Below are 22133 nucleotides of genomic sequence, written 5' to 3'. Positions count from 1 at the left end.
CAGCGGCCACATGACAGGCGGCATGGCACATCCATGCCATGCCGCCGGGCTTCCGGATGGCAGTTCGCCGGCAGTGCATGGCACGGTCGTGCCACTTGAGCACCGGGGACGGGGCGGGCTGGAATGACGTCGATGCCGCGTGAAAGGTGCGCCTCTTGAGAAGTTCACCCCGCGTTGTCGACTTCATCGTGGCGTTTCTCCAAAGACAGGAGGTCCGCCATCTCTTCGGGGTCGGCGGCGCCAATATCGAGGATCTCTACGATGCGCTCTACCACGCGCCGGGCGGACCGCTCGGTGTGGTCGCCAAGCATGAATTCTCTGCCGCCACCATGGCGGACGGCTACCACCGCGCCGGCCAGCGCATCCCGGTGCTCGCCACCACCTCGGGCGCCGGAGCCATGAACCTGGTGCCGGGCCTCGCCGAACTCCGGGCCTCGTACGTACCGGCGCTGGCGCTGATCGGGCAGCCGCCCGCCGCCCTCGACGGCCATGGCTCCTTCCAGGAGACCAGCGGGCTCGCCGGGTCGATCGACGCCATCCGGCTCTTCGACGAGATCGCGGTGTACTGCGCCCGGGCCGACAAACCGGAATCCATAGCCGAATTACTGCCCCGTGCCTGGGCGGCGGCCACGGATCCGGTGGCACCGGGACCGGCCGTGCTGCTGCTGCCCAAGGACGTGCAGCAGGCTGTCCTGCCGACCGGGCAGCCGCCGGCCCGGATGCATCCTCGCAAATCCATCCTGTCCAGAGCCGCCGAACGGGCCCAGGCTGTGGCCCTGTTGCGGAAGGCCGGACCCGGCGGGGCCGTGGTGATCGCGGGTGAGGGCGTAGCCCGTGCGGACGCCCGCACCGAGCTGGCCCGAGTCGCCGCCGCATTGGGGGCGGGAGTGGCCGTTGCCCCCGACGCCAAAGACGTCGTCGCCGCCAGCAGCCCCCACCTGCTGGGCATCCTCGGGGCCATCGGGCCGGAACGGGTCCTGGAGGCGGTGGAGCGGGCGTCACTCGTGATGCTTGTCGGCACCCGGCTGCCGCAGATGACCGGAGCCGCGCTCCGGAACCGCCTCAAGGGCACCCCGGTGATCAGCGTCGACCCCCGGCCGCCGTTCCTCACCGACCGCGGCGAGATGGTCCAGCTCACAGGCCCCCTCGCCGAAGAACTCGACCGGCTCGCCGCCGAGTTCCCCGAACCCCCCTCGGCGCCCGCACCTGCCGCTGCGCCGCCCGCGCCTCCGGACTCGTCCGCCCCCCTGAACATGCGCGCAGCCGCCCTCGTTGTTTCCGCGGCCCTGCCCGAAGGAGCGACGGTGGTGAGTGACGCGGGCAACGCGGGCGCCTCCGTCATCCACCACGTCGACGTGCCCGCAGGCGGCCGGTTCATCGCGGCAATGGGCATGGCCGGAATGGGACACAGCTTTGGCGCAGGCATCGGTGCCGCCTTCGCCACGGGCCGGCCCGCCTGTGTACTCGCCGGCGACGGGGCGTTCTTCATGCACGGCATGGAGGTTCACACCGCAATCGAGCACCGGCTGCCCGTCACTTTCGTCGTCCTCAACAACAACGCACACGGCATGTGCTACACGCGGGAACAGTTGTTCTTCTCCGGCGAGTACTCCTACAACCTCTTTCACCCGGCCCGGATCGGTGAGGGCGCGGCTGCCCTCTTCCCCGGCCTGTCCGCTGTGACCGTACGCACCGTGGGCGACCTGCGTACGGCCCTCAGCCGGGCCTTCACCGCCCGGCGCCCCGCGCTGGTGTGCGTCAACGTCGATCCCGCCGAAATGCCCCCGTTCCAGCCCTTCTTCCAGCACCTCAAGGCCGAACGCCATGGCCTGCCCGTCATACAAGGAGTGGTACCAGGATGACCACCACCGTCCACCCGGTTCCGGACCCCCACTACATCGCACCCGCCCCGATTCCCGAGGGCATCAAGAAGGTTCCCGGCCTGCTGCGGTGGGAGACCACTCCGCGGGAGGATGCCTTCGCCCGCGCTGCCGCGCTGACCAAGGAGTCCTACACCTACGACGAGGTGTACGGGCAGTTCGTCACGGTGCACCAGTACATCGACGCGCCGCCGAAGGCGGTTTACGACTACCTCACCGACATCCGCAACCTCAACGAATACACCTACAGCACCCGCGACTTCGCCCCCACCGACATACCCGGCCTCTACCAGGGGCGCGACACCCTGTTCGACGACCAGACGAAGATCTTCATGCGGATCGACAGCGACCCGGACGCCCTCACCATCGACATGCGGTGCGCCTGGGACCAGGGCGAAGAGCTCTGGATGAACTACCTGCACCGGATCGTCCCCGCAGAGACCGTCCTCGGAAAGCCCGGCTCCGTGGTGATCTGGACCAACTGCCGCCACCGCCACTACGACGCCAACCCCCACCCCGAGCTGGCCCCGCCAGAGCGCCCCTGGGTCGGCGATACCTGGCACCTCTTCTTCGCCGGCCACCAGTTGGAGGCCGACAACCTGAAGAAAATCCTCGAGCACCGGTACCCGGCCAGGGCCGCATGAGACCCGTCAGTCTGCTCGAACTCGCCTCCTACCTGCCCGGGGAGCCGGTGGAGACGGAGTACTTCCTCCGCTACCGCCCGGAATCCGCCGACGGCGAGTCAGCGGTGAACCCGATGTTCAAGGCGCCGGACCGCCGCCACCATGTCTCCCGGGACGAGACGCCCGCCGACATGATGGAGAAGGCCGCCCTCTGTCTGGGGGAACGCATCGGCCGGGAAACCTTGCGCGGCGTCGACGTAGTGCTTACCAACACGCTTCTTCCTGAGGTCCCGTTCACCGGTCCCGGGGCGGAGGTTGCCCACCGGCTCGGCATCCGGGGCGACTGGGTGCTCGACGCGCACAACGGTGGCTGCGGCTCGTTCGTCCATCTCCTGCGGATGGCCCAGGCCTTGATCGGCAGCGGCCAGGCGCAGTCCGCGCTCCTCCTCAACGTGCAGAACTGCGGGGGGCCGGTGATGACCCAGCCCGAGGTGCGCAAGCTCCCCGAGGCGGCTATCCCGGGGGACGGCTGTGCTGCGGCTTACGTGGCGGCGTCCGACGAGTCACCGGTACTGGGCATCCACATCGCCAACCACGGTGAATACACCCGGGACTGCGGCCTCGCCCTCGCCGACGGCCGCAAGTACTGGGAGCCGGGCACCAGCCAGATGCACGTCGGGTTCACCCCCGACCGGGTGGCCGACATCGTCGAGCGCGGGAACCGGCTCGTCCCCGAGGTGGTGCTCGCCCTGTGCGGGCAACTCAGGCTCACGACCGGCGACCTGGACCTGCTCATCACCAACCAGCCCAGCCGGATGTTCCTCAAGCAGTGGCAGGAACGCCTCGCCATCGGCCCCGACCGCCACCTGGACACGTTCGACCGGTTCGGTAACCTTTTCGGCGCGGCCGTCCCCATCACCCTCGACCACGGCATCCGGGAGGGCCGGGTGCGGGACGGCAGCCTGATCATGCTCGCCGGCTTCGCCCACGCCGGCGACTTCGCCGGGGCCGCTGCCGTGCGCTGGCGTGCCGGAGGCGGCTGAGCACTGAGCCCCCGGGCTCCCGGTGGCGCGGGGCGCCGCAGCGCGCCACCGGGTGAACGTACTCCCGTTACCGGGAGACCTCTGTCATCGGATAGACCAGACAAGGAACCGACATGCGTGCACTCGCCAAGTCCGTCACCGTTGTCTCAGCCGCCCTCCTCGCGGGCGGTCTGGCCGTCTCCGCTCCCGCCATGGCCGACTCGTCCGTCCAGACCGTGACGGCGCAGTACGACTGTGGTGCCTACGGCGTCAGCACCCTGACGCTCCGGGCGTCGTCCGGCAACGGCACCGGCTCCATTGCGATCTCCACCCCGAGCGGTCTCGCCCCGGTCGACATCCCGGCCAACTCCATATCAGCATCGCTGGCCCTGCAGCAGAGCACCGGGGGCACGGTGACCTTTGCCGGCACCGCCAACGACGCGGCCGCTGCCGGCCAGCCCGTCACCATCGGCCCTCTGACCGCCCCGGTGACGTCGGGTGAGCAGGTCGATTCGTACATCCCGGCCGTGGGCTCCACCGACACCTCGCTGACCCTCAACGTCCTTGGCCAAACCAACACCTGCAAGGCCGTCTCGCTGCAGTCCCCGGGCCCGATCACCTTCTGACCCCCCGTTGAGATTTCCCCCCTCAACGGCGGGCCGGGCTGTGCGCGCGCAGCCCGGCCCGCTCGTCACAGCGCGTGCAGGACGACCGGCTCCACAGCAGTCGCCAGGGTACGGGCGACCGCGACCAGCCCCATCCGGTCCACCGCCACGTCGCGCGCTTCCCTCTGCTCCGGCCCGCGGCCCCGGCCGGGCCCGACTCGATCCTCCGCAGGGCGTACGGCCACCCGGGACAGGACGGCGCCAAGGCCGACCCCCACAACTTGGCCACCGTCTCCTTCCGCACCCAGCAGCGCAACAGGGTCTCGTCGCGCTCGGCGCCCGACCGGGCAGCGGAAGCCTAGGCGCGTTCCCCGGCATCGAGGCATCGGCGGAGCACCGCCGACGCCTCGAACGGCAGACGCCGATCCGCCACTCCGTCTGCGGCCACCGGATCACGGGCTGCCCGTGTCCCTCGTCCCCACACCCGGGGCAGGCCTGCCTGCCCCAGACCACATTGTGCGGCGCCACCCCATGCCACCGGGCGCACGTGCGGCGGATCGCCGCACGTGCCCGCTGTACCAGGCCCGGTGTGCCTCGTACGCGTACCCGGCCAGTCGACGCCGCTCGTCCATGCCGAGCAGCGCCACGTTCTCAGCGCGCACCGTTGCGCCGGTTCGGCCGATCCAGAGGTGGGTGGCCCGGGGCAGCTCACCGGTCCGCCCGCTGCAGGGCACGCATCACCTGGACCCGGGAAGTGCACTCCAGCTTCTGCATGACCGTGCGGAGATGGTTGGTCACGGTCCACTCCGAGATACCGAGCCGGCTCGCGATCTGCCGGTTGGTCAGCCCCTCGGAGACCAGCTCGGCCACCTCGTGCTGCCGCTTGGTGAGCCGCTGCACCGGGTTGGAGCCCCCGGGAGGGGCCGCGAGGTCTGAATGCTCCACGCGCGGCGGTGGTGCAGCGAGCCCCGCCAGCAGGGCCTGGTCGAGGACGAGGCGCTCCGTTTCCTCGTCTTGCCCCTCGACCTGTTCCCCGGCCTGGCCACCGGCGCGGACCCAGTAGTGGCGCCGCAGAACGTCCACGTGGGCCATCAACCGGTCAGCCGCGGCGCGGTGTTCGTCCGTGTCAGAGACGACGGTCACCAGTGCTGTGACCTCCAGGGCCTCGGCCGCCTGGCCAGGGCTGGCGATGTGCTGCAGTAGCCGCAGGGCCTCGCGGACGTCGGCGTGGGCCTTGGCGATCTCGCCGAGCTCCCTCCGCACCCGGGCCAGGGCGACGAGCAGGCTAGCGCGGAGCGCGGCGAGAGGCGCCGTGTCACACCACGGGTGAGTCGGCCTGGCGGGTGCCGAGACCAGTTCGTCGAGCGCCAGGCGGAGGAGCTTCTCCGCATCCCGCTCACCGCGTGCCGCCCGCAGCAGGGCCAGCGACCGGCGAGCCCCCGCGGCGCCGCGCGGGTCACCGGCAGCGTCGAGCCGGTCGACCGCCGTGGCAAGCAGGTCATCTGCAGCGGCAGTCTCGCCCCGGCGGCGCAGAACTTCACCGGTGAGCGCCGCGATCCGGGCCCGCACCGGGGGGAGTTCGGCGGCGGCCTTCAGAGCCCGGTCGAGCGCGGCCTCAGCGCGCCGGTCGTCGCCATCGTCAAGCGCCCGGCGGGCCACACTCATCAACGCCTCGGCGGCGAGCGCACCATCCCCGGGGGTGCGCACCGAAGCCGCCGCCTCCAGCTCGTCGGCGGCCTGCGGGGCCACCCCGTGGTCGAGCAGCGGCCCCTGCAAGGCAGTGAGAAGCCGCAGCACCCCGGCGTGGTCCCCACGCGCTCGCAGGTACTGCACCGCCCACCACAAGTCGGGCAGTCGGGCCTCGACCTGGGCCACGATCCGGTCCGCAGGATGTCCCGAGCGCAGCTCATGGGCCACACGGAGAGCGAAGCCAGTACAGACCGCGGCGTGCCGGTCGAGCGCCGTATTCAGCGCCCGGGGGTCGCCCTCGAGCTGCCGGCGGAAGTAGTAGCGGGCCATCGATGTCAGCCTGAACTCCGGCTCGCCGACATGTCCGTCGTCGGCGGCGCGGAGCAACAGGCTCTTGCGCACCAGGGATTCGGCGCCGCGCACCGCCGCCTCCCTGTCACCGCCGACCGCTTGCTCGGCGGCACTCAGGTCGAAGTTCCCCCTGAACACCGCAAGAGCCTGGAGCAGTGCCCGGTCTGAGTCCGTCAGCACATGACCGGCCCAGCTCATCGCATTGGCGATGGTGCGGTGACGCTTCGGCACATCTCGCAGTCTGCGCCGGTCACGGTAGGAGCCATCGCGCAGCACCCGCAGCACGGCATGAGGGCCCTCGGCCCCCACGGACTCCGCCGCCATCTGGAGGGCAAGTGGTACGCCGCCAAGTTCCCGGCAGATGTCCGTCACCGCCACTGGTCCCCGGCCTGCGAGAAGCATCGGACGGTAGTACGGGTGGACGTGGTTGACGAAGAGCTCCTCGGCAGGCGAACCCGGCCCCACTGGCAGCGGGTTCACCGGAAAGATGCGTTCGGCCCGGATGTCCAGCGCCACCCGGCTGGTGACCAGGACCCGCAGCCGTGGACAGGATCCGAGCAGTCCGGCGATGTCCAGGGCGATGGACGAGGCGACGGGGTCGCAGTTGTCCAGGACGAGCAGCAGTTCCTCCGAACCGATGTGCCGGGCCGCCTCGTCAGCCGAACGGGCCCCACACCGGGCCCAGACGGGATCACCGTCCCGGCTGTCTGCGAGGTCCGTCCACTCCGCCGATTCACCATGGGCCATACCCCCGTTCCCCAGCGCCGCATGGACCAAGCGGCTCTTCCCCACGCCGGCCGGGCCGGTCAGGGTGATCAACCGGTCATGCCGCCGGCGCAGGAGACAGGTGAGCAGCGACAGTTCCGCTTCGCGTCCGTACAGCTCGTCGAAGCCAAGGCTGAGCGGGTTACTGATGGCGGGGGCCAGACCGGAGCCGGGCAGGGGCAAGAGCGGTCTTAATGCTTCTTGCAAGGCGATTTCCCCACGTCACTTTGCGAAAATTTGATGTTGTGATCGCCATGCTAGGTGATGTTTCTCAGATGACACCAGGGTTCCAAGCAATCGGAAGGGCGCAAATGCGGAACGGCCGATTCACGGCCGGAAGCGGGCGTCATCGCGATGCAGACGGGTCCGATGCGAGTAGCGACAGCTTCCACGCCGGCGGGCGATCGGTCATCTAAGTGCAGTCCCGCCGTCACTGCAGCGGGCCAATCATATCCCTGCCGTGGGGGGAACCCCTTGGCAGTCGACCTCTGCCCAAACCGCTAAGAAACGGTTCGACGAACACGACGCTCCGGACCAGCGAAGCCATCGAGATCCACCCCCACCTGCGAAAACGTAAATCGAAAGCAGTTAAGCGATCTTCAACCTTTCCTTCGTGCCCCATTTGCAACACACGTGCCCTTTGGTCTCATTGACAACACGAGTGCGAAACCCTTATTTTTAATCCCCCGACCATCGGGGTGACGAAAACAGCCAGAGAGGGGACAGACGGATTTCGCATCAGCGGTCTGTTAAAAAGGTCGAGGACGGCCAGTCCTTACGCTTGCGTGAGCTAAATTGCAGGCGGCTCCACTCGTGTTCTTGTTCCACCTTTTGACGCTTCCGTCCAGGCCTCCAAGAGGCATGAGCCGAAGAGCGGTGGCTACCGCTGAGCAAAATCTGCCACGAAGAGCCACAACACTGCCATTGTCTATCAACTCATGGCAGCGATTACCTGCAGCTGGCGGCAAGGGGTGTTCTATGGGTCACATAAATCGCGTATGTTCAGCAGCACTTGCAGGGGCGGGCGCCTTGGCCTGCATGCTCATCGCCACACCAACTGCAACGGCGTCAGAAGCATTGACCTGTGCAGATACCGAAGTAAACTCCAAGGACTTTGACCTTCCAGGAAAGAAGCCGGCCACCGAAGTGCATGCCGAGGTGTGCACAGAAAAGGTCGATGGCAAGATCCATGCGTCGGTAGGCTTCACGTGGCAGATACTTGACGATCAAGCGCTGGATCAGGGGCAGCGGTGGGATTCCTTTACCGTAACCCCTCGCCTCAAAACGCGTCCATCAAAGGACGGTACCGAAACGGTCGCCGCACAGATGAGGTGCGACTTGACAAAAAAGCTTAACTCCACTTTGGCTAACGCAGACGCAGAGTCGGTGACCTGCGGGCTTCCCGCACAAAACATAACTCCCGGCAGTCTCTACTTCGCAGACGCCTCGGTAACCTTCACGATCCACGACGGCAAGGAGGGCATGGAGAAGTGGGAGCTTACGGGATCTCCACTTGCTATCGTTTAAGATAAACAGGCTCCACGAGTCGTAAATCTCGCTCGAATGGCAAAGTTTGAATCCGGGAAAGATCTTCCATACTGAAGTGCTATTGGAAATTTTAGGGTGGCTCTGGCCGTCAAGCCAGAGCCATCTTTTTGGCTATTTAAGTTCCCGGATAGTCAGCCTACGTGCAGTGATGTCCTATTCTCATAAAGCCCGCCCGTGCCGGATGCGCTTGTAAATCACACGAGCGGCCGGCTCCGGCGCGCAATCGAGCCCGGTTGGGGGGCGACCGCCAACGGACCGAGCCCGGCCACTCCGGCACGTCGGCAAGGCTGGGCCTTGAATCGCGTAAGCGGTCGCCGCAACCAGCAGAATGAACCGGCAGAGGACGGCCACCCATGGGCGGGCATACTCCCGATTGGTACCTGTCTGATGGCTCTCGAGTGGCCGGTTCAGGGGGGGCCTAACCCGTGTGAGGGCAGTGGTCCGGCAACCGTGACCTGGGGCTCTCGGGCGGCCTGTTCCAAGTGGACCAGTGCGCGGCCGCGACGGCGGAAGCCTACTTGGGCGGGGTCAACCGCGAGGCCGATCTCAAGTCGCGGTGTTGCTCGGCAGCGGAGGCCGAGCCTGGTGACCGCAGGCACACACAGGTGACGGCGCATTAATCGCCCTTGGGAGGCGCAATGTTGGGTACGGGGCGTACGAAGAGCGTCAGAGAGCACAACAGGACGGCAACGGCCAGGCATGTCCAACCGACCAGACGCGCCAGGGTCGCCGCTGCTCCACCGGCGGAGAAGCGGAGCCCGAAGACCGCGATCAGAAACATCGGGAGGGAGGCCACCGGCGCTCCCCATCGCCTGTCCAGGGCCAGGGCCCAGGTGCCCCAGAGGCTCAACAGGCCGAGGAAGCCGAAGACAAGGACGAGTGGGATCGCAAAGATGAATCCGTAATAGAAGGAACCTACGACCAGGCAGCCGAACAGCGATGTCGAGACGCACCCCGTGAGCGCTGCATGGCGCAGGCGGTTGTGCCGGGCTAGGACCCGGCTTCCCAGCCACCAGGAGAGTGCAGCCGGGAAGATGCCGATCGTGGAGGCGAGGACCACCTGGCCGACGGGCAGGCCGGACGGCAGGGTCACGGCGAGCGGAAAGAGCAGGGGCGGAAGCGCCATCAGCAGCTCGGGCAGAGTGGGGCGTCGCACCATCATGGCCTGCATTGTCCTCTCGCCGAAAACGATAGCCCCGGCAGGGCCCACGGTTGCGGATCCTGCCGGGGCCGGGAATCAGCCAGCGTGGCTCCCGTCGTCGCAGAACATCGGGACGGTGGGGGTGCCGCCGGGGAAGCCGGACGGCACCGCCCTGAGGCCCCACGGATTTCCTCCGTTGCCCCGGATCTCGGTCCCGCACGACCCGTAGCCGGTGTGGTGGTCGTCACCGAGCGGCACGTTCGAGAACGACCTGAAATCGCCTCGCTGCACAGGCCCACTTATCGGCTGCCCGGTCTCGTCGACCATGTGACCGTCAAGGTAGAGGTACAGATTGGGCATGTAGCTCTGGTACACGATCCCCGTCGTTGGGTTGTCGTCGATGTTCGCCGCAGCCGTGGACTTGACGCTGCCACCTGCGCAGAAGGCCATACTGACCTCCTGCCAGATCGGGGGCGCCATGTTGAACAGCGAGCCCTGGGGGTTGGTATCGCCGTCGATCGCGGGCTTGCGGAAGAACAGGCTGTAGATGTCGCCGGCTGTGTCCGCAACCTCGGCCGGGATCGACCGCTGATCGGCCAGGCTTTTCAGCTTGTCCACCCAGGCGCTGATGTTGGCGTCGGTGCTGGGCGCCTCGTCGAGCGGGCGGTAACCGATGCTGCCGCCGCTTATGTACTTGGTCGTCACACACGTACCACTGGAGTCGATGCTGGTCGGCTGCCGGCCCGAACGGTAGGCCTGTCCGGGGGTGACGCCGGTCTCCAGCGGATTCGCCACATGAGTTGTCTGACCGGTGACGTTCCCATCCTTGGCGTCGAACGACAGGTCGGGCAGGCTGACGCCGAGAGAGCCGTAGTCCTTGACCGTTGCCTGGATGAAATTGCGGGCGAACGGGGCGATCTCGGTGTTGCCAGTCCGACTCGAGTCCACTACTTCCTCCGACCCCGAGATGATCTTGCCATCCGGGCCGACGACATACGACGCGTCGATATGCGTCTTGATTTTGTAGGAGCGGTCGTCGTCGAAGGTGTGCTCGTCGATCGTCGCCGGTGGCGCGGGAATCGCGAATCCCAGCCAGTCGGCCTCGGAGGGATGGTTGTTCGGGTCGGTCCCGGCCGCGTCGACGTCGGCCTGCCAGGACTTCACTGCGGAGGAGACAGCGCTGCCCACACAGAGGTCGTTGTGCTCACCGTTGTCGCAGGCCTTGAAATTGGACAGGCCGACCAGCTTTCCGTGGTTGTCGAAGGTCGTGCCGCCGGCCGTGCGCGAGTGCCCCCAGTCGTAGATGGTCTGACGCGTGCGCATGGGCGTCTTCATCAGCCAGGGGGTGTCAGTGTCCAGGTTCTGATTGCTCTCGAAGATCGCCGCCGCGTCGAAGGTGTGGTGCTCGTAGGCCCCCTCCACCGGAACGAACGCGAGCGCGTCGTAGGCCACGTCCAGCTCACCGGAGGTGGAGTCATCGGTGACGTTGCTGAGGGAGACCTTGGCGTTGGATCCAAGCTGGAAATAGCCGATGGTCAACCAGTCATTGCTGGCTTTGGACTGGTCGACGATCCGCTCACGGACCTTGCCGTCCTTGGTCGTGATCTCGTAGTGAGCGCTCTTGGTGGTGTGCGAGAGGTAGGGGATGAACGCCTGGATCTTGTAGACGTGATCGCTCAGCTGGGGCATCCAAGTACCGTTGGTCGTCAGATAGTTGTCCCAGTTGTTGGGCTGACGGGCGTGAGAGAACCAGTAGTGGCCGCCGAAGCCGCCGCCGATCTGGTGGAGATCTTCCTTGGCCTCGTAGTGGCCTTCGTCGTCGACTGGGAAGGACCAGGAGAACGAGCCACGGCTGGACCAGACACGGGCGCCGCATCTGTTCTGCGGGGCATCGTCCGGTTCGTCGTCGACGAGCACGGTATTGCTGGGTAGATCTGCAGAGCCACAGGGGCCAGGGTGCGGTCGGGCGTCACCCGGCTCGCCCCGCACCGTCTTATAGGTGAGGTACTCGTTGCCGCACTGCCGTACCCCCAGCGAGTCCGATGTGGTCGAGCAGTTCTTCCACTTGACGTCGTGGTGGAACCAGTGGGGGGTGTAGCAGGGGATGTCGTGACAGACCGGCGGCTCCATGAAGAAGCAGTCGTTGGTGGAATCACAAAATGTGTTCAGGGAAGGCTTGATCGCGAACATGCGGTCTTTGGTGGTAGACCACCATGCGGCCGAGAAGCCATGGGTGTTGCCTTTGTCCTGGTTACCGTCGTTGTCGTAGGAGCGGCCTGTGTCGATGGGGTAGGCGGCCCAGCCCATCACCTTCTCTTCGTAGGACCAGTTCTGCGGCTTGGCGGCGTCCGCATAGTGGTTGTTGTCAAGGAACGGGTAGCGGTCAGCGGGATACTTGGGGTTGGCCGGGTTGTTTCCCCAGCCCAGCCCCCAGGCCGACGGCGTCCCCGCGTCAGTGCCAGGCAGGTTGAAGCCCGAGTTGTAGTTCCAGACGGCGGCAAACCAGTTCTCTGGGCGTGAGGGGTCGTCGTCGTTCAGCTTGATCTGATGGCTGGGGTCGTGGAGCTCGTTCCACTTGTCCTGGAGGATCCGCACCGAGTAGGCGATGCCGGTGGCGTAGTCCACAGCCACGGCACGCTGCTGCTCCGGAGGCAGGAGCACTTCATTGTCTTTGGCGTGGCCGGCTATGCGCATGCCGTCCGTGGCCTGGCCGATGCCGTAACCGCAGTCGGCTTCCTTCCAGTTGACCTTCCAGATCCGCTTCGGGTCGTAGCCCTTGTTGCCGGCGTAGATGTTGGTGCCGTAGAAGTTGCCGATGAGGGGGTTGCCGTATTCACCCGGCTCGGCGTGCGAGGTCGCCTGCCACAGGTTGGACTCCTGCGAGAGGATGCCCAACATAACCTGCGCGGGAATCCGGCCACCGCCAACTAGGTCGTGCGGCGGGAACATACCCTGCGGAGACCAGGCGGATAGGCCCGAGTTGTTCCAGTTGGCCGGCCGGTGGATGTTCCCGGAGACCAGCAGGCCTCGGATGGCCATGTCGGCCGCCCACTCCACCTGGTTGGGGGTGGGCTGGTATACCTGCGTGTTCACATCGTTGCGCGGAACCGAGCAGTAGCGATCGCCATCGACGGGGTTGGTGGAGGCGTCCGAGGCGGCTGAAGTCTTGCCCGAGTTGGCCAGCGCGTTCTTCACTGCCTTCTTGCCGCCCGCAATGAACGGCAGCAACGGTGAAGGCTTCCCGCCTGTCTCGGTCTGCCCCCGCGTCTGAGCGGTCTCGACCGTGAAGGCCAGGTGCTTCTCGGTCTTGATGGCGGTTGCCTTGATGTCGACAGGCTCGGCGGCCTGGGTTCTGGCCCGCTCCAGCGGAGTGGCGACCCTGTCCGCCAGGTGGTGTGGGGCGGCCTGGACGATGGCCAGCTTGCCGTCTGTGGACAGCTCCGCCTGTGCCGGCGCCCCGGTAACGCGGTGCACCGTTGAAGGCCGGTCCTCGTCCGTTTCATTGGAGCGGCCGGTGACGAAGACCTTGCCGTAGGCGCCCTGGGCCAGACCCACCTCCCCCAACGTGCCGGTTGCCAAGGTCCTGACCTTGCTGCCTTGCAAGTACTGAACCTTGACCTTGTCGCCCTTGACCGGTTCCAGAAAGGCGACATTGCCCTCGCCGTCCGGGTGCAGTCGTATCGCTGTGCCGTGGGTGGTGGCCAGCACGTTGCTCTTGCCTGAGGGATTGACCTGGATCAGGTGCGCTCCAGCGGCGGCGATGACATTCTTGCCGACAGGGATGGCGGATGTGGCCTGACCGTTGACCACTCCCGTGGAAACAATCTTTCCGGTTGTGGCATCTACGGTTTGCAGCTGGGTCTGCTGGCTCTTGCCGTCGGAGTTGGCCTGTGTGACCACTGCGGTCTCGCCCGCCCCGCAACCGGGGTTAAAGTAGGCGAGGCTGGCGTTCAGCGGCAGTTTGGTCACCTTGCCTGATGCCAGGTCGACGACTGCCGTGAACGCGCCGCGGTCGAAGAGGTACTCGCGATTGATGAATGCCCTAGGGGCGTACACCACCACGGCTCGTTTCCCGGATCCGGTGAGGCAGGCATTGCCGATCCACTGATCGGTCTCCAGGCTGGGCTCCGACAGCGTCGCCGCTGTATGCCATGTGTAGCCAGTATTGGCATCAGCGACCAGCACATGGAAACCGGTCGCGTCACCCGACGTCGTCCACGCCCGGTCGTTCGACTTCTTCCAGTCTTTCCCTAAGAGGGATGATCGACGTGCCGGATCAACGCCTTCAGCTCTCTGGGGGCCTTCTTTCCGCGTCGTCGGCGCGGCAGCCCCCTCGCCGTGCACCGCCCAGGCTCCGTTCCCGGGTAAGAGCCCCACCATCATGGCGGTGGGCACGGCCACCGCCTGTATTCGGAGTAATCTTCGGAAAAGTCTCACTCTTCTCCTTTGCTGGTTTCCTCTCCGCCCAGACGCACCATTCGGCGCTGCCCGGCCGGTGGACCATGTCCCTCATCGGCGCAGTGCTTCTGCCGGGGGAATACGAGCGGCTCGCCACGCCGGATACAGCCCGGCCAGAACTCCTGTAACGAGCCCGAGAGCTGGTGCGGCAGCCACCATCGTGGGGCTGATGACCGGGGTCCAGTGCCGGACCACGGAGACGATCACAATGGAGACGGCGCCCAGAGATGTCCCGATGAGCCCGCCAAAGAGTCCCAATGCCGCTGATTCCGCGAGGAATTGGAGCATGATGTGCTTTCCGCGCGCGCCGAGCGCCCTGCGAAGCCCGATCTCCCCTGCGCGTTCCATGACCGCGACCAGGGTGGTGTTGGCGATACCAACCGCCCCGATGACCAAGCAAATTCCGGCAAGCAGGAGAAAGAGCTGGTTGAGGTCCCCGCCGACATCCGAGCGCAACGCCTTGGGATCGGGTGGTGGTGTGGATTTGAAATACTCTGGATGATCTGGCCTCAGGGCCAGTGGTACTTCGTCGGCTACTTGGGGAGCGGCTCCCAGGTTTGTGGAGATCAGCATGTGGGCGCGATCGTCGCCCGGCGGTCCCCAGAGGGACCGGGCAGTGGAGTGGGGGATGAGGACCGACAACAAGAGGTCGGGTTTGCGCTCCACGTCGTCGACAATCCCGATGACGGTGAACGGGACATCGCCGATAAAGACAGCAGGTTGGGCATCCAGCGTGGTGATGCCCAACCGGTGTGACAGGCCTGAGCCGATCACGGCAACTCTCTGCTGGTGCAGATCGTGGTAGGCATCGAAGGTGCGTCCCTGGGCCAGACGAGGGCCCATCGCGTTCAGCAGTCCCGGAGAGGCCGCGACGACCGGAGTACGGGCATCATCGCTCTCACTCACACGGGATGGGGTTGACTTGGCGGTCTGTCCCGCTCCGAGCCGGACCTGCCAGTACATCCCGGCTGCGGTTACCCCATGGAGCCCTTGCACACGTTCATCGGCGTTCTCCGGAAAGGCGATAGGCACCCGGTCGGCATCGCCGCCGCCCGTGTCGGCCACCGTGACTTCTGTCGCCGACAACTTGTTGAAGCGTGCGTCGATCTGGGACGCAGCGGTACCGGTCAAACCGAGCACACAGATGAAGGAGCCGACACCGAGCACAGTGCCAAGCGCCGTCAGCAGCGAACGAGCCGGCCGCTGAAGAACGCCGGCCAGCGCTTCACCGGCGAGATCATGCGGAGTCAGCTTCGACTTCCTGGTGGACCGGAGGCAGTCACTGCGCTCCGTCCCGGGGGGTTCCGGCCGGCTCATGATGCCGGCAGTGCAGAGGTCACGTCCGTTAGTACTCCGTCATGGACGGATATCCTGCGCTGCCCCCTTGCCGCCACCTGCGAGTCGTGGGTGATGACAACGATGGTCATGCCGTCACGGTGGAGGGCATCCAAGAGATCAAGAATTGCGGCTGCCGTTCGGGAGTCGAGATTGCCAGTCGGTTCATCGCAGAGCAGGAGTGAGGGCTCGCCCACAAGGGCCCGTGCGATTGCAACACGCTGTCTCTCGCCGCCGGACAAGCGGGTGGGTAATCTCTCGATCTTGTGGCCGAGACCGACACGTTCCAGCGCCTCCCCCGCTCGCAACCGGCGGTCCCGCCGGGGTACCCGCTGGTAGACCATGGCCAACTCCACGTTCTCACGCGCACTGCGGTGCGGTAGAAGGTGAAATGACTGGAAGACAAATCCGATGCGCGCCGCCCTCAGGCTCGTACGGCGTGTTTCACTCGCGGATCCGGTATCTATGCCGTCCAGGTGATAGGTCCCTGCTGATGGAGCGTCGAGGAGGCCGAGCACGTTGAGCAAGGTCGATTTCCCTGATCCTGACGGGCCGACAATGGTGGTGTACACACCTCGCTCGATGCGCATGTCACAGGGTTTGAGAGCTGCCACGGGCGGCGGGCCGGGATAAGTCAGGCCGACTCCCCGCAGATCAATCACCGGGACCAGCATGTCGTCACTCATCGCTCACCCCGCCCGCTGCGTACCGGTCTTGAGGCCAACCACGACTTGGTCGCCGGCAGCAAGCGATCCCGCACCGACGGGCGTTACTTGTACGTAGCCGTCACCCGACATGCCGGTACGCACCTCCACACGGTGTTGCCTGCCGTGAGCTGATCGCACCGTCACCGTGGTCCGGGCATCCGCACCGGAAGAGATGGCGGCCGAAGGGACGAGGAGGGCCTTGCCCCCTGACGAGGCGGCTGTCACTGTGAGTCGCACTTCCTGACCGGCAAAGCCGACGGGCAACTGCTTGTCCGGTGTGACCCGCATGGCGAAGCTCTGACCTGACTGCGGATCGTCCCTCTTCGGCGCCGAGGGCGCAGTGGCAACGGATGTCACCGAGCCCGTGGCTTCTTGACCAGTGGTCTCGGAGAGAATCTGCACCTTCTGTCCGGGCCGGACAAGCCCTTTCTGGGAGGGCGCAAGGGATCCGTCCACACTCAGCTCGCCCGCTGACACAGTCATCAGCGAGTCCTTCACGCCCGAACCCACCTTCGCCGTCAGAGAATCGATCCGCGCAGGCGGAGAATTCAGGTAGAAGACCTCGGACATGGGAAGCGTGATGCCCGTACTCATGGCCTGCGGAGCCGGTGCGCGGGACTCCGGCAAGGTGGTGCTGCGGAATCCGGCTGTCGCGCGACCTGCATCGCCGGGAGCTTGCCTCAGCCGCACGGGCTCATAACCGATCGAGGCGTAGAACGCTGCCAGGGCACGCTGCGTGCCGTCTCCGAAGATCCCTGCTGAGTCCGGCTTCCAGCGCAGCCCCAGCGTTGTAAGTGCCCTCTGCAGCTGGGCCACATCCTCACCATGGGCACCAGGCGCCAGATCACGGTATACGGGTATACGGCCGGGCAAAGCAAAGACGGGGCGACCGGACACCTCAAGCAGCACGTGTCCGAAAGTGACGGCGTCCCCGGTCTTCACATTGACCTTGGTCACCACGGTACGCCCGACGCCATCACCGGCAGGGCCGCCACCCTGTACCACGTCGACGGTTTGCGAAGCCACAACCTTTCCTCGAGTCACCAATGTCTGCGAGAGCTCTCGTCGCTCCACCGGGGCAGTGAGTACATCGCGTGGCGGAGGTGCGGTGTCCGCCGCGGCCTGCGCAGGAGATTTGACGTAGGAAGCCGCTGCCACTCCAGCCATAGCGAAGACGACCGAACCTGCTACCACCGCAATAGTGATTCTTCTGCGGCGAGCAAGAAAGGCACCTCCGCCGAGTTTTCCTCCGTCAACGGGCGATGAATCCGGGTGGGGAGCATTGGGCACGCCGCCTTCGGTTTGACTGGACATGGCGTACCGATTCACCTCCCGGATAGCGCAAGAATGGAAGCTGCCCTGATATCGTCTGGGCTCTGCGCGATCGTTGCAGCGTCCTGCAGGCAGTGTGCATGCGTCTTGGCATCCGTCACAGGCTGGCCGCAGCGAAGTTTTGCATAGTCCCTGCTCGTCTCCACGGCCTTGGCTGTAGCAGTTCTTAGTGCGGCGTATCCGGACCTGCCGGCTATATAGTTACCCAACCGGGTCGAGACTCCGCCAATTCTCTCCGCAGCGGCTGCGCAATCGGGGCCGAATACGTTGCCCGAAGAGGGGTAACACAAGGAACGCTTGCCTTCGCCGAATTTCTTCACATACTCGCCGATGATGAACTCGGCTTCGTCGTGGATCTGCTCGGCACTGTGCTGTCCGGCATCTACGGTCGCTTGTGCGCCTGCTTTCGGTGTACCAGAGGCCCCCTGAGGGGATCGGGACGCGTGGTTATGGTCTGACACTTGATGCTGATGACCGCCGCTGGAGCATCCGGTCGCCATCCCGATCAGTAAGAGGAACGCAGCGAACTTCTTGGTAACCAGCCTCTGGCCCACGAGCCGGGAGGCATTCTCCGACTCCGATATACGCATTGGGGAGACTCCCTGCGAGTGCACTGCACCCCCCTGTATCTTGGAATTTGCTTACGATGCACCGTTGGCGCCCACTCGGGTTGCCTCCTTCAGTAAGGAATCAAAGTCTTTTTTGTCCTGGGCAAGCACCTCCTCTTTTTTCGCTATCAGCTGCTTCTGGATTCCGGACTCCACCGTGAACCAGGTGCCCACCAGGTTCACCTTTCGCTTGCAAGCCACATCGGTCTTCGCCATGGTGATCTCGGAAGAGGAGAGTTCCCCCTTCGGTGATATCGCCAACGGGTCCATCGGGCTCTTGAAGTTGTAGCCGCTGTCTCTCATGCATGCGGCCCAACTCGCGAAAACCTTCTTCACCAACCCGTTCTCCTGCGACCGGGCAAAACTTATATTGTTTATCTGTTCCGCCGTCCGGCTGCTCTCCTTGCGGCCGAGCGTTCGGGACGCCTCGCCCGAGCAGCCACCTTCGGGAATGGGCCGTCCGTCATATCTGGCACCTTTCTTGACCCCGCTGGACGGGTCCCCGTCCCCGATGAAGATCTTGTTCTCCGCATCACTCATGGGCTTGTGCGGCGGGGCGGATGTGCCGGCTCCTCGCGTTTCTTCCACCAGGCGGTACCCGTGTGTCTCCGCCACGCGTGGGCTGATGATGCCGTACCTGCGTTCCCGGTTGATGTCGCTGTCCTGGCTTGCCAGTGCAGTGGCAGTTACATTGGGCCCCGCATAGTCGAACCCAAACCTCTGCATGCACTGGTGGATCAGAATTTTCGACGCCAAAATAACCTGCGCCTCATCCGAGTACTTGTGCATGTAGGACTCGATGGGAAATTGCGGTATTTCATCCGATCGCACCTGAGGGATATCTGTGGGCGTGGGCTGATCCACCGTTGGCATGGAGGTGGATTGCGCGTGGCTCTGCCCGTTCCCGTTCGAACATCCGGCGAGCACCGGCAGGACAAGTGTGAGGGAAAAGAATCCCACAGTGGTGCGGGACGACAATCTCTTGGTCACGAAAGGCTCATTTCTGGTACGGTGCCGGCTCCCAGACGCCGAACATGTGGTGGGGCGGCCCGATGTGAGAATCTGGACCGCCCCAATTCAATGCACGACGATAGCGGGCTCAGCTGCCATACAACCGGAACTGCGAAGCGTTGTTGTTAAAGGTATGGTTCAGGTTTCCGTACCAGAACTGTGATCCTGCGGACTGGCCATACGGGGTCCAGAAGTCCGCAGACCCGCCCCAGCCGGCGTTGTAGCACACCTTGTACGGGGACCCGTCGTCATAGTTATAGACAGATGCTGCGGCGTTCTTCAGGCGCTGCCCTTGGCCATTCCTTCCGTCCACCTCGAAGTAGTAGGCAGGGCAGCCCTGCGAGGAGCAGTGATTGTCGTCGTAGTCGTAGTCACGGACGTTGCCATAGATGCATGTCCGGGAGCCGTTGTTGTTGCTGTTGTAGTAGAGACCAAAGCCCCCACCACTGCGCCCGCAAGACACAACGTTCCCATCAGCTGAGGCTGGAGTCACTGACACCAGCGATGCAGCGAATACAGCCGCTAGGAGTGCGGAAATTTTCTTCAGCAACACTGAACCTCTCTTACTCTTCCATTCGGACAGGGAAAGATGTAGTTGCTCGAATCGGCAAGGAGGAGAACACGGGAGACCAGTCCATCCGAACCACTTCATAATCACTTCGACACACAAGCCGTACCGCAAGTTCGGCGGCGGCGAGCAAAAACTCTCGGCACATCAATCTGCCAAGCACGGAAAGTTCACTCAACGGCACTCTTCAATATTTCCTGAGAGGCCCAAGCAAAGACTCTGAAGTGAGCGAGAATGTTTAATCAAGCATGTCCGGACATCACAAAGCGCACCTAAGAGACAGGTGGCACAACACCGTTGACTGGACTCCCCCCTCATATGCCTGTCCAACTCACGGGACATAAGCACGGCAGGCAACCTACCCGAGCAGTCGAACCCTCTTCCGCTTTCTTGAGTTAGCCTGGCTCATTCTGGGCCACTCTTGGCTCATTCCAGCGTGTTTACTACCTGATACATAAGGTTCGCCATTCCGGGGCGGCGCAGCATGTGCGCTGCTTGACAGTCCGTGGCAGTCGGGCGTGGAGATCCAAGCTGGGTGGGTAGGCGTGCAGGCTGTAGCGCGGTCCGCTCGCCGGGTGCTGGCTGTTGTTGTGCGAGTACTTCCTCCAGCGGGTTCTCGCGCACCCTGCCCTTGAGTCGGCGTCGGCAGGGCGAGTGAAGGAAGTTCAGCACTGTGCGGTCGATCGTGGCGCAAAGAGGGTGAGTTCCGAGATCCGGGCCCAGTACGCCGCGAGTGGTAGTCACCCTGTCACTCGAGGCTTCAGGAGGATGGTGAGACTGATCCGGCCTGAGTCCAGTCCAGGTCCCTGCCTGCTGCTCGCCACGTCATCTGCGAGCAGCACCAACATCTGGTGGACCGTCGGCCGGCCGTAGACCTCCTGGTCGATGTCCTCCCACCGGGAGGGGCGAAGCACCCGGCCCTCAAGAAAGCTGCCTCGAGTGCGGGTGACGGGCAGTCTGGCTTGGCCGCACGCTCCGTCGCGGGTCATGGCCCACAAGACGTTACCGTCGGCGCGCGGGCGCCAACAGCGCCTGCTTGTGTCCCTTCCCCTCGGCGCGTTTGCATTGGCAGTACGTCTTGGCAGGCCGCGGTGGAAGCGATGTGGTCGGTGCAGGTTGCCGCTCACGCGGTTGGAGTCACGCGGGGCAGGTGCCAGGCCGGCGTATCCGGCGAGTCGGTCGGCGCTGTCGAAGGCGCCCATGTCGCCGCCCGTCGCCGCGATGAGCACGGCGCCCAACTGCTTGCCCACGCCGGGTGTTCACGAATGTGCCTGACCACCGGCTCTTGCGGCACTGCGGGGATCGCTTCCCGCAGTGCATCATGGTGTGTTCAGCGCAGGTCTGCGGGCAGGCGGTCTTGGACGATGTGTCGGAAGGCGGCGAGACGGTCGCGCTCGGTTTCGAGGTTGTGAAGTGTTTCGTAGGCATGTGCCCGGGCGACGGTCGAAGGGTGTGTAGTGAGCTCCCGGTAGAGGATCCAGACGGCTCCGCGAATGCTGGCTTCGCATTCCTTTTGCTGGGCTGTGTCGCCGCACCCCAGGTACAGCAGGAGTTCGAGCAGGGCGGCGCGGGCTTCGGGCGTGGTGAGGCCAGGGTCAGCCAGCGCTGCGAGGACCACGGAGGTGGTGGCCGGGGCCGGATCCATGAGGTTGGACTGGATCATGACGTGGTTGTCGATCGCTGTCAGCGTCGCTTCGCCGGGTGTCTGGGCAGTGATCAGGTCCAGAAGGTCAGAGGGCACGTGGGCGGCTGTCCCCTCGCAGCCACATTGCAGATCACTCCAGTCGTGCCGGGAGATTTCAATGCGGACGGCCTGCAAGCCCGGGTGCATGGCCGGTGTCTGCGGGCGGGGTGATGGCTGGGCCTGCTCCATGCGGTACTGGTCCAGCAGTCGGAAGAACTCTTCGACCGGGGTGGACCTTGCCGGTGTTGCCCGTTCGATCTCGGCAGCCCAGCCGAGAGAGCTCCGCCGGCCGTAGCGCTTCCAGAGCCATTGGACGAACCCGTCTTCGGGCCAGAAGTCGAAGGGTCCGCTTATGGAGTGCACGCCGAGCGCGGCTCGGTAGCCGATGAGGATGGACTTCAGGTGCTGGAGTGAGCCGCCAGGCAGCCACATGCTGGGGCGGAGGCGGATCTGCTCGAGGAAGTCATACACATCGGTGCAGACCTGCCAGTGTTTGACGGTGCTCTGCGGGTTGTCCTCAGTCGGCATGAGATGACCCTACGGGGCTGATCCCGAAACCGTTCTGGCTCGCAGCAACTCGGCGTCCGTCCTGTTGCTGTTGCGGTTGGCCTCCCGCCGTCCACCTGAGGTCGGTAACGAGCCGTGGTCGGGCGGTAGTTGTCGTTTGGGATCATTGGCGATCACCGTCTGCGATCTTGGTCGTGGTCCCCTTAGCCTCGCGCTTTCGCGGGCTTGGTCATCCGTGTGTTGACGGTGAACGAGAGAAGTGCTCCTGACCTGCAACGATGGGACTTGTCGAGGGTCCT

15 protein-coding genes and 1 pseudogene are annotated in these 22133 nt (G+C 65.0%); 5 read left to right on the top strand and 11 right to left on the bottom strand.

The window, feature by feature from the left end:
* The first annotated feature begins 155 nt into the window (after positions 1-155).
* From ACIHFE_RS32820 to ACIHFE_RS32805, 4 genes are all read left to right on the top strand, one after another.
* A complete protein-coding gene (locus tag ACIHFE_RS32820; protein WP_400112484.1) occupies positions 156-1862 on the top strand; it encodes a thiamine pyrophosphate-binding protein in 1707 nt (568 codons plus the stop codon).
* Entirely contained in the window at positions 1859-2524 is a 666-nt protein-coding gene (locus ACIHFE_RS32815) for an SRPBCC family protein (RefSeq protein WP_400112483.1), read from the top strand. The genes ACIHFE_RS32820 and ACIHFE_RS32815 overlap by 4 nt, the downstream gene beginning before the upstream one ends.
* Positions 2521-3546, top strand: a complete 1026-nt coding sequence (locus ACIHFE_RS32810; RefSeq protein ID WP_400112481.1) for a 3-oxoacyl-ACP synthase III family protein — start codon at positions 2521-2523, stop codon at positions 3544-3546. Before ACIHFE_RS32815 ends, ACIHFE_RS32810 begins: the two co-directional genes overlap by 4 nt.
* A gap of 113 nt (positions 3547-3659) precedes the next feature.
* Entirely contained in the window at positions 3660-4151 is a 492-nt protein-coding gene (locus tag ACIHFE_RS32805) for a hypothetical protein (RefSeq protein ID WP_400112479.1), read from the top strand.
* Positions 4152-4216: 65 nt separating this feature from the next.
* On the opposite strand, the gene ACIHFE_RS32800 is transcribed toward ACIHFE_RS32805, so the two are convergent.
* Both ACIHFE_RS32800 and ACIHFE_RS32795 read right to left on the bottom strand, forming a co-directional pair.
* A complete protein-coding gene (locus ACIHFE_RS32800; RefSeq protein WP_400112477.1) occupies positions 4217-4408 on the bottom strand; it encodes a hypothetical protein in 192 nt (63 codons plus the stop codon).
* Positions 4409-4838: 430 nt separating this feature from the next.
* The gene (locus ACIHFE_RS32795; RefSeq protein WP_400112476.1) at positions 4839-7118 is read right to left on the bottom strand and encodes an ATP-binding protein; all 2280 of its coding nucleotides are present in this window, start codon (positions 7116-7118) and stop codon (positions 4839-4841) included.
* A gap of 855 nt (positions 7119-7973) precedes the next feature.
* Here ACIHFE_RS32795 and ACIHFE_RS32790 point away from each other — a divergent pair.
* Positions 7974-8462 (top strand): hypothetical protein, encoded by a 489-nt coding sequence (locus tag ACIHFE_RS32790; RefSeq protein ID WP_400112474.1) that lies wholly within the window; start codon positions 7974-7976, stop codon positions 8460-8462.
* Positions 8463-9099: 637 nt separating this feature from the next.
* On the opposite strand, the gene ACIHFE_RS32785 is transcribed toward ACIHFE_RS32790, so the two are convergent.
* From ACIHFE_RS32785 to ACIHFE_RS32745, 9 genes and pseudogenes are all read right to left on the bottom strand, one after another.
* The gene (locus ACIHFE_RS32785) at positions 9100-9645 is read right to left on the bottom strand and encodes a hypothetical protein (RefSeq protein WP_400112472.1); all 546 of its coding nucleotides are present in this window, start codon (positions 9643-9645) and stop codon (positions 9100-9102) included.
* Between the two features lie 75 nt (positions 9646-9720).
* Positions 9721-14019: a hypothetical protein gene (locus ACIHFE_RS32780; RefSeq protein ID WP_400112471.1), complete on the bottom strand. Its 4299-nt coding sequence runs from the start codon at positions 14017-14019 to the stop codon at positions 9721-9723.
* A 114-nt stretch (positions 14020-14133) separates the two neighbouring features.
* A complete protein-coding gene (locus ACIHFE_RS32775; RefSeq protein ID WP_400112470.1) occupies positions 14134-15399 on the bottom strand; it encodes an ABC transporter permease in 1266 nt (421 codons plus the stop codon).
* Positions 15396-16103 carry an ABC transporter ATP-binding protein gene (locus ACIHFE_RS32770; protein WP_400112468.1) on the bottom strand — a complete coding sequence of 236 codons (708 nt, stop codon included), beginning with the start codon at positions 16101-16103 and terminating at the stop codon, positions 15396-15398. The genes ACIHFE_RS32775 and ACIHFE_RS32770 overlap by 4 nt, the downstream gene beginning before the upstream one ends.
* A gap of 3 nt (positions 16104-16106) precedes the next feature.
* A complete protein-coding gene (locus ACIHFE_RS32765) occupies positions 16107-17150 on the bottom strand; it encodes a hypothetical protein (protein WP_400112467.1) in 1044 nt (347 codons plus the stop codon).
* Between the two features lie 947 nt (positions 17151-18097).
* Positions 18098-19054, bottom strand: a complete 957-nt coding sequence (locus tag ACIHFE_RS32760) for a hypothetical protein (RefSeq protein ID WP_400112465.1) — start codon at positions 19052-19054, stop codon at positions 18098-18100.
* Positions 19055-19163: 109 nt separating this feature from the next.
* Positions 19164-19625 carry a hypothetical protein gene (locus ACIHFE_RS32755; protein WP_400112463.1) on the bottom strand — a complete coding sequence of 154 codons (462 nt, stop codon included), beginning with the start codon at positions 19623-19625 and terminating at the stop codon, positions 19164-19166.
* 947 nt (positions 19626-20572) lie between these two features.
* Positions 20573-20899: pseudogene (locus ACIHFE_RS32750) on the bottom strand (transposase); the annotation flags it as partial.
* Between the two features lie 74 nt (positions 20900-20973).
* A complete protein-coding gene (locus ACIHFE_RS32745; protein WP_400112461.1) occupies positions 20974-21855 on the bottom strand; it encodes a hypothetical protein in 882 nt (293 codons plus the stop codon).
* Positions 21856-22133 lie beyond the last annotated feature (278 nt).

Origin of the sequence: Streptomyces sp. NPDC052396, assembly GCF_044593195.1 — a bacterium.
Classification (GTDB): domain Bacteria; phylum Actinomycetota; class Actinomycetes; order Streptomycetales; family Streptomycetaceae; genus Streptomyces.
Note: the sequence above shows the minus strand (reverse complement) of the source record. Positions and strands in the feature narration are given on the sequence as shown.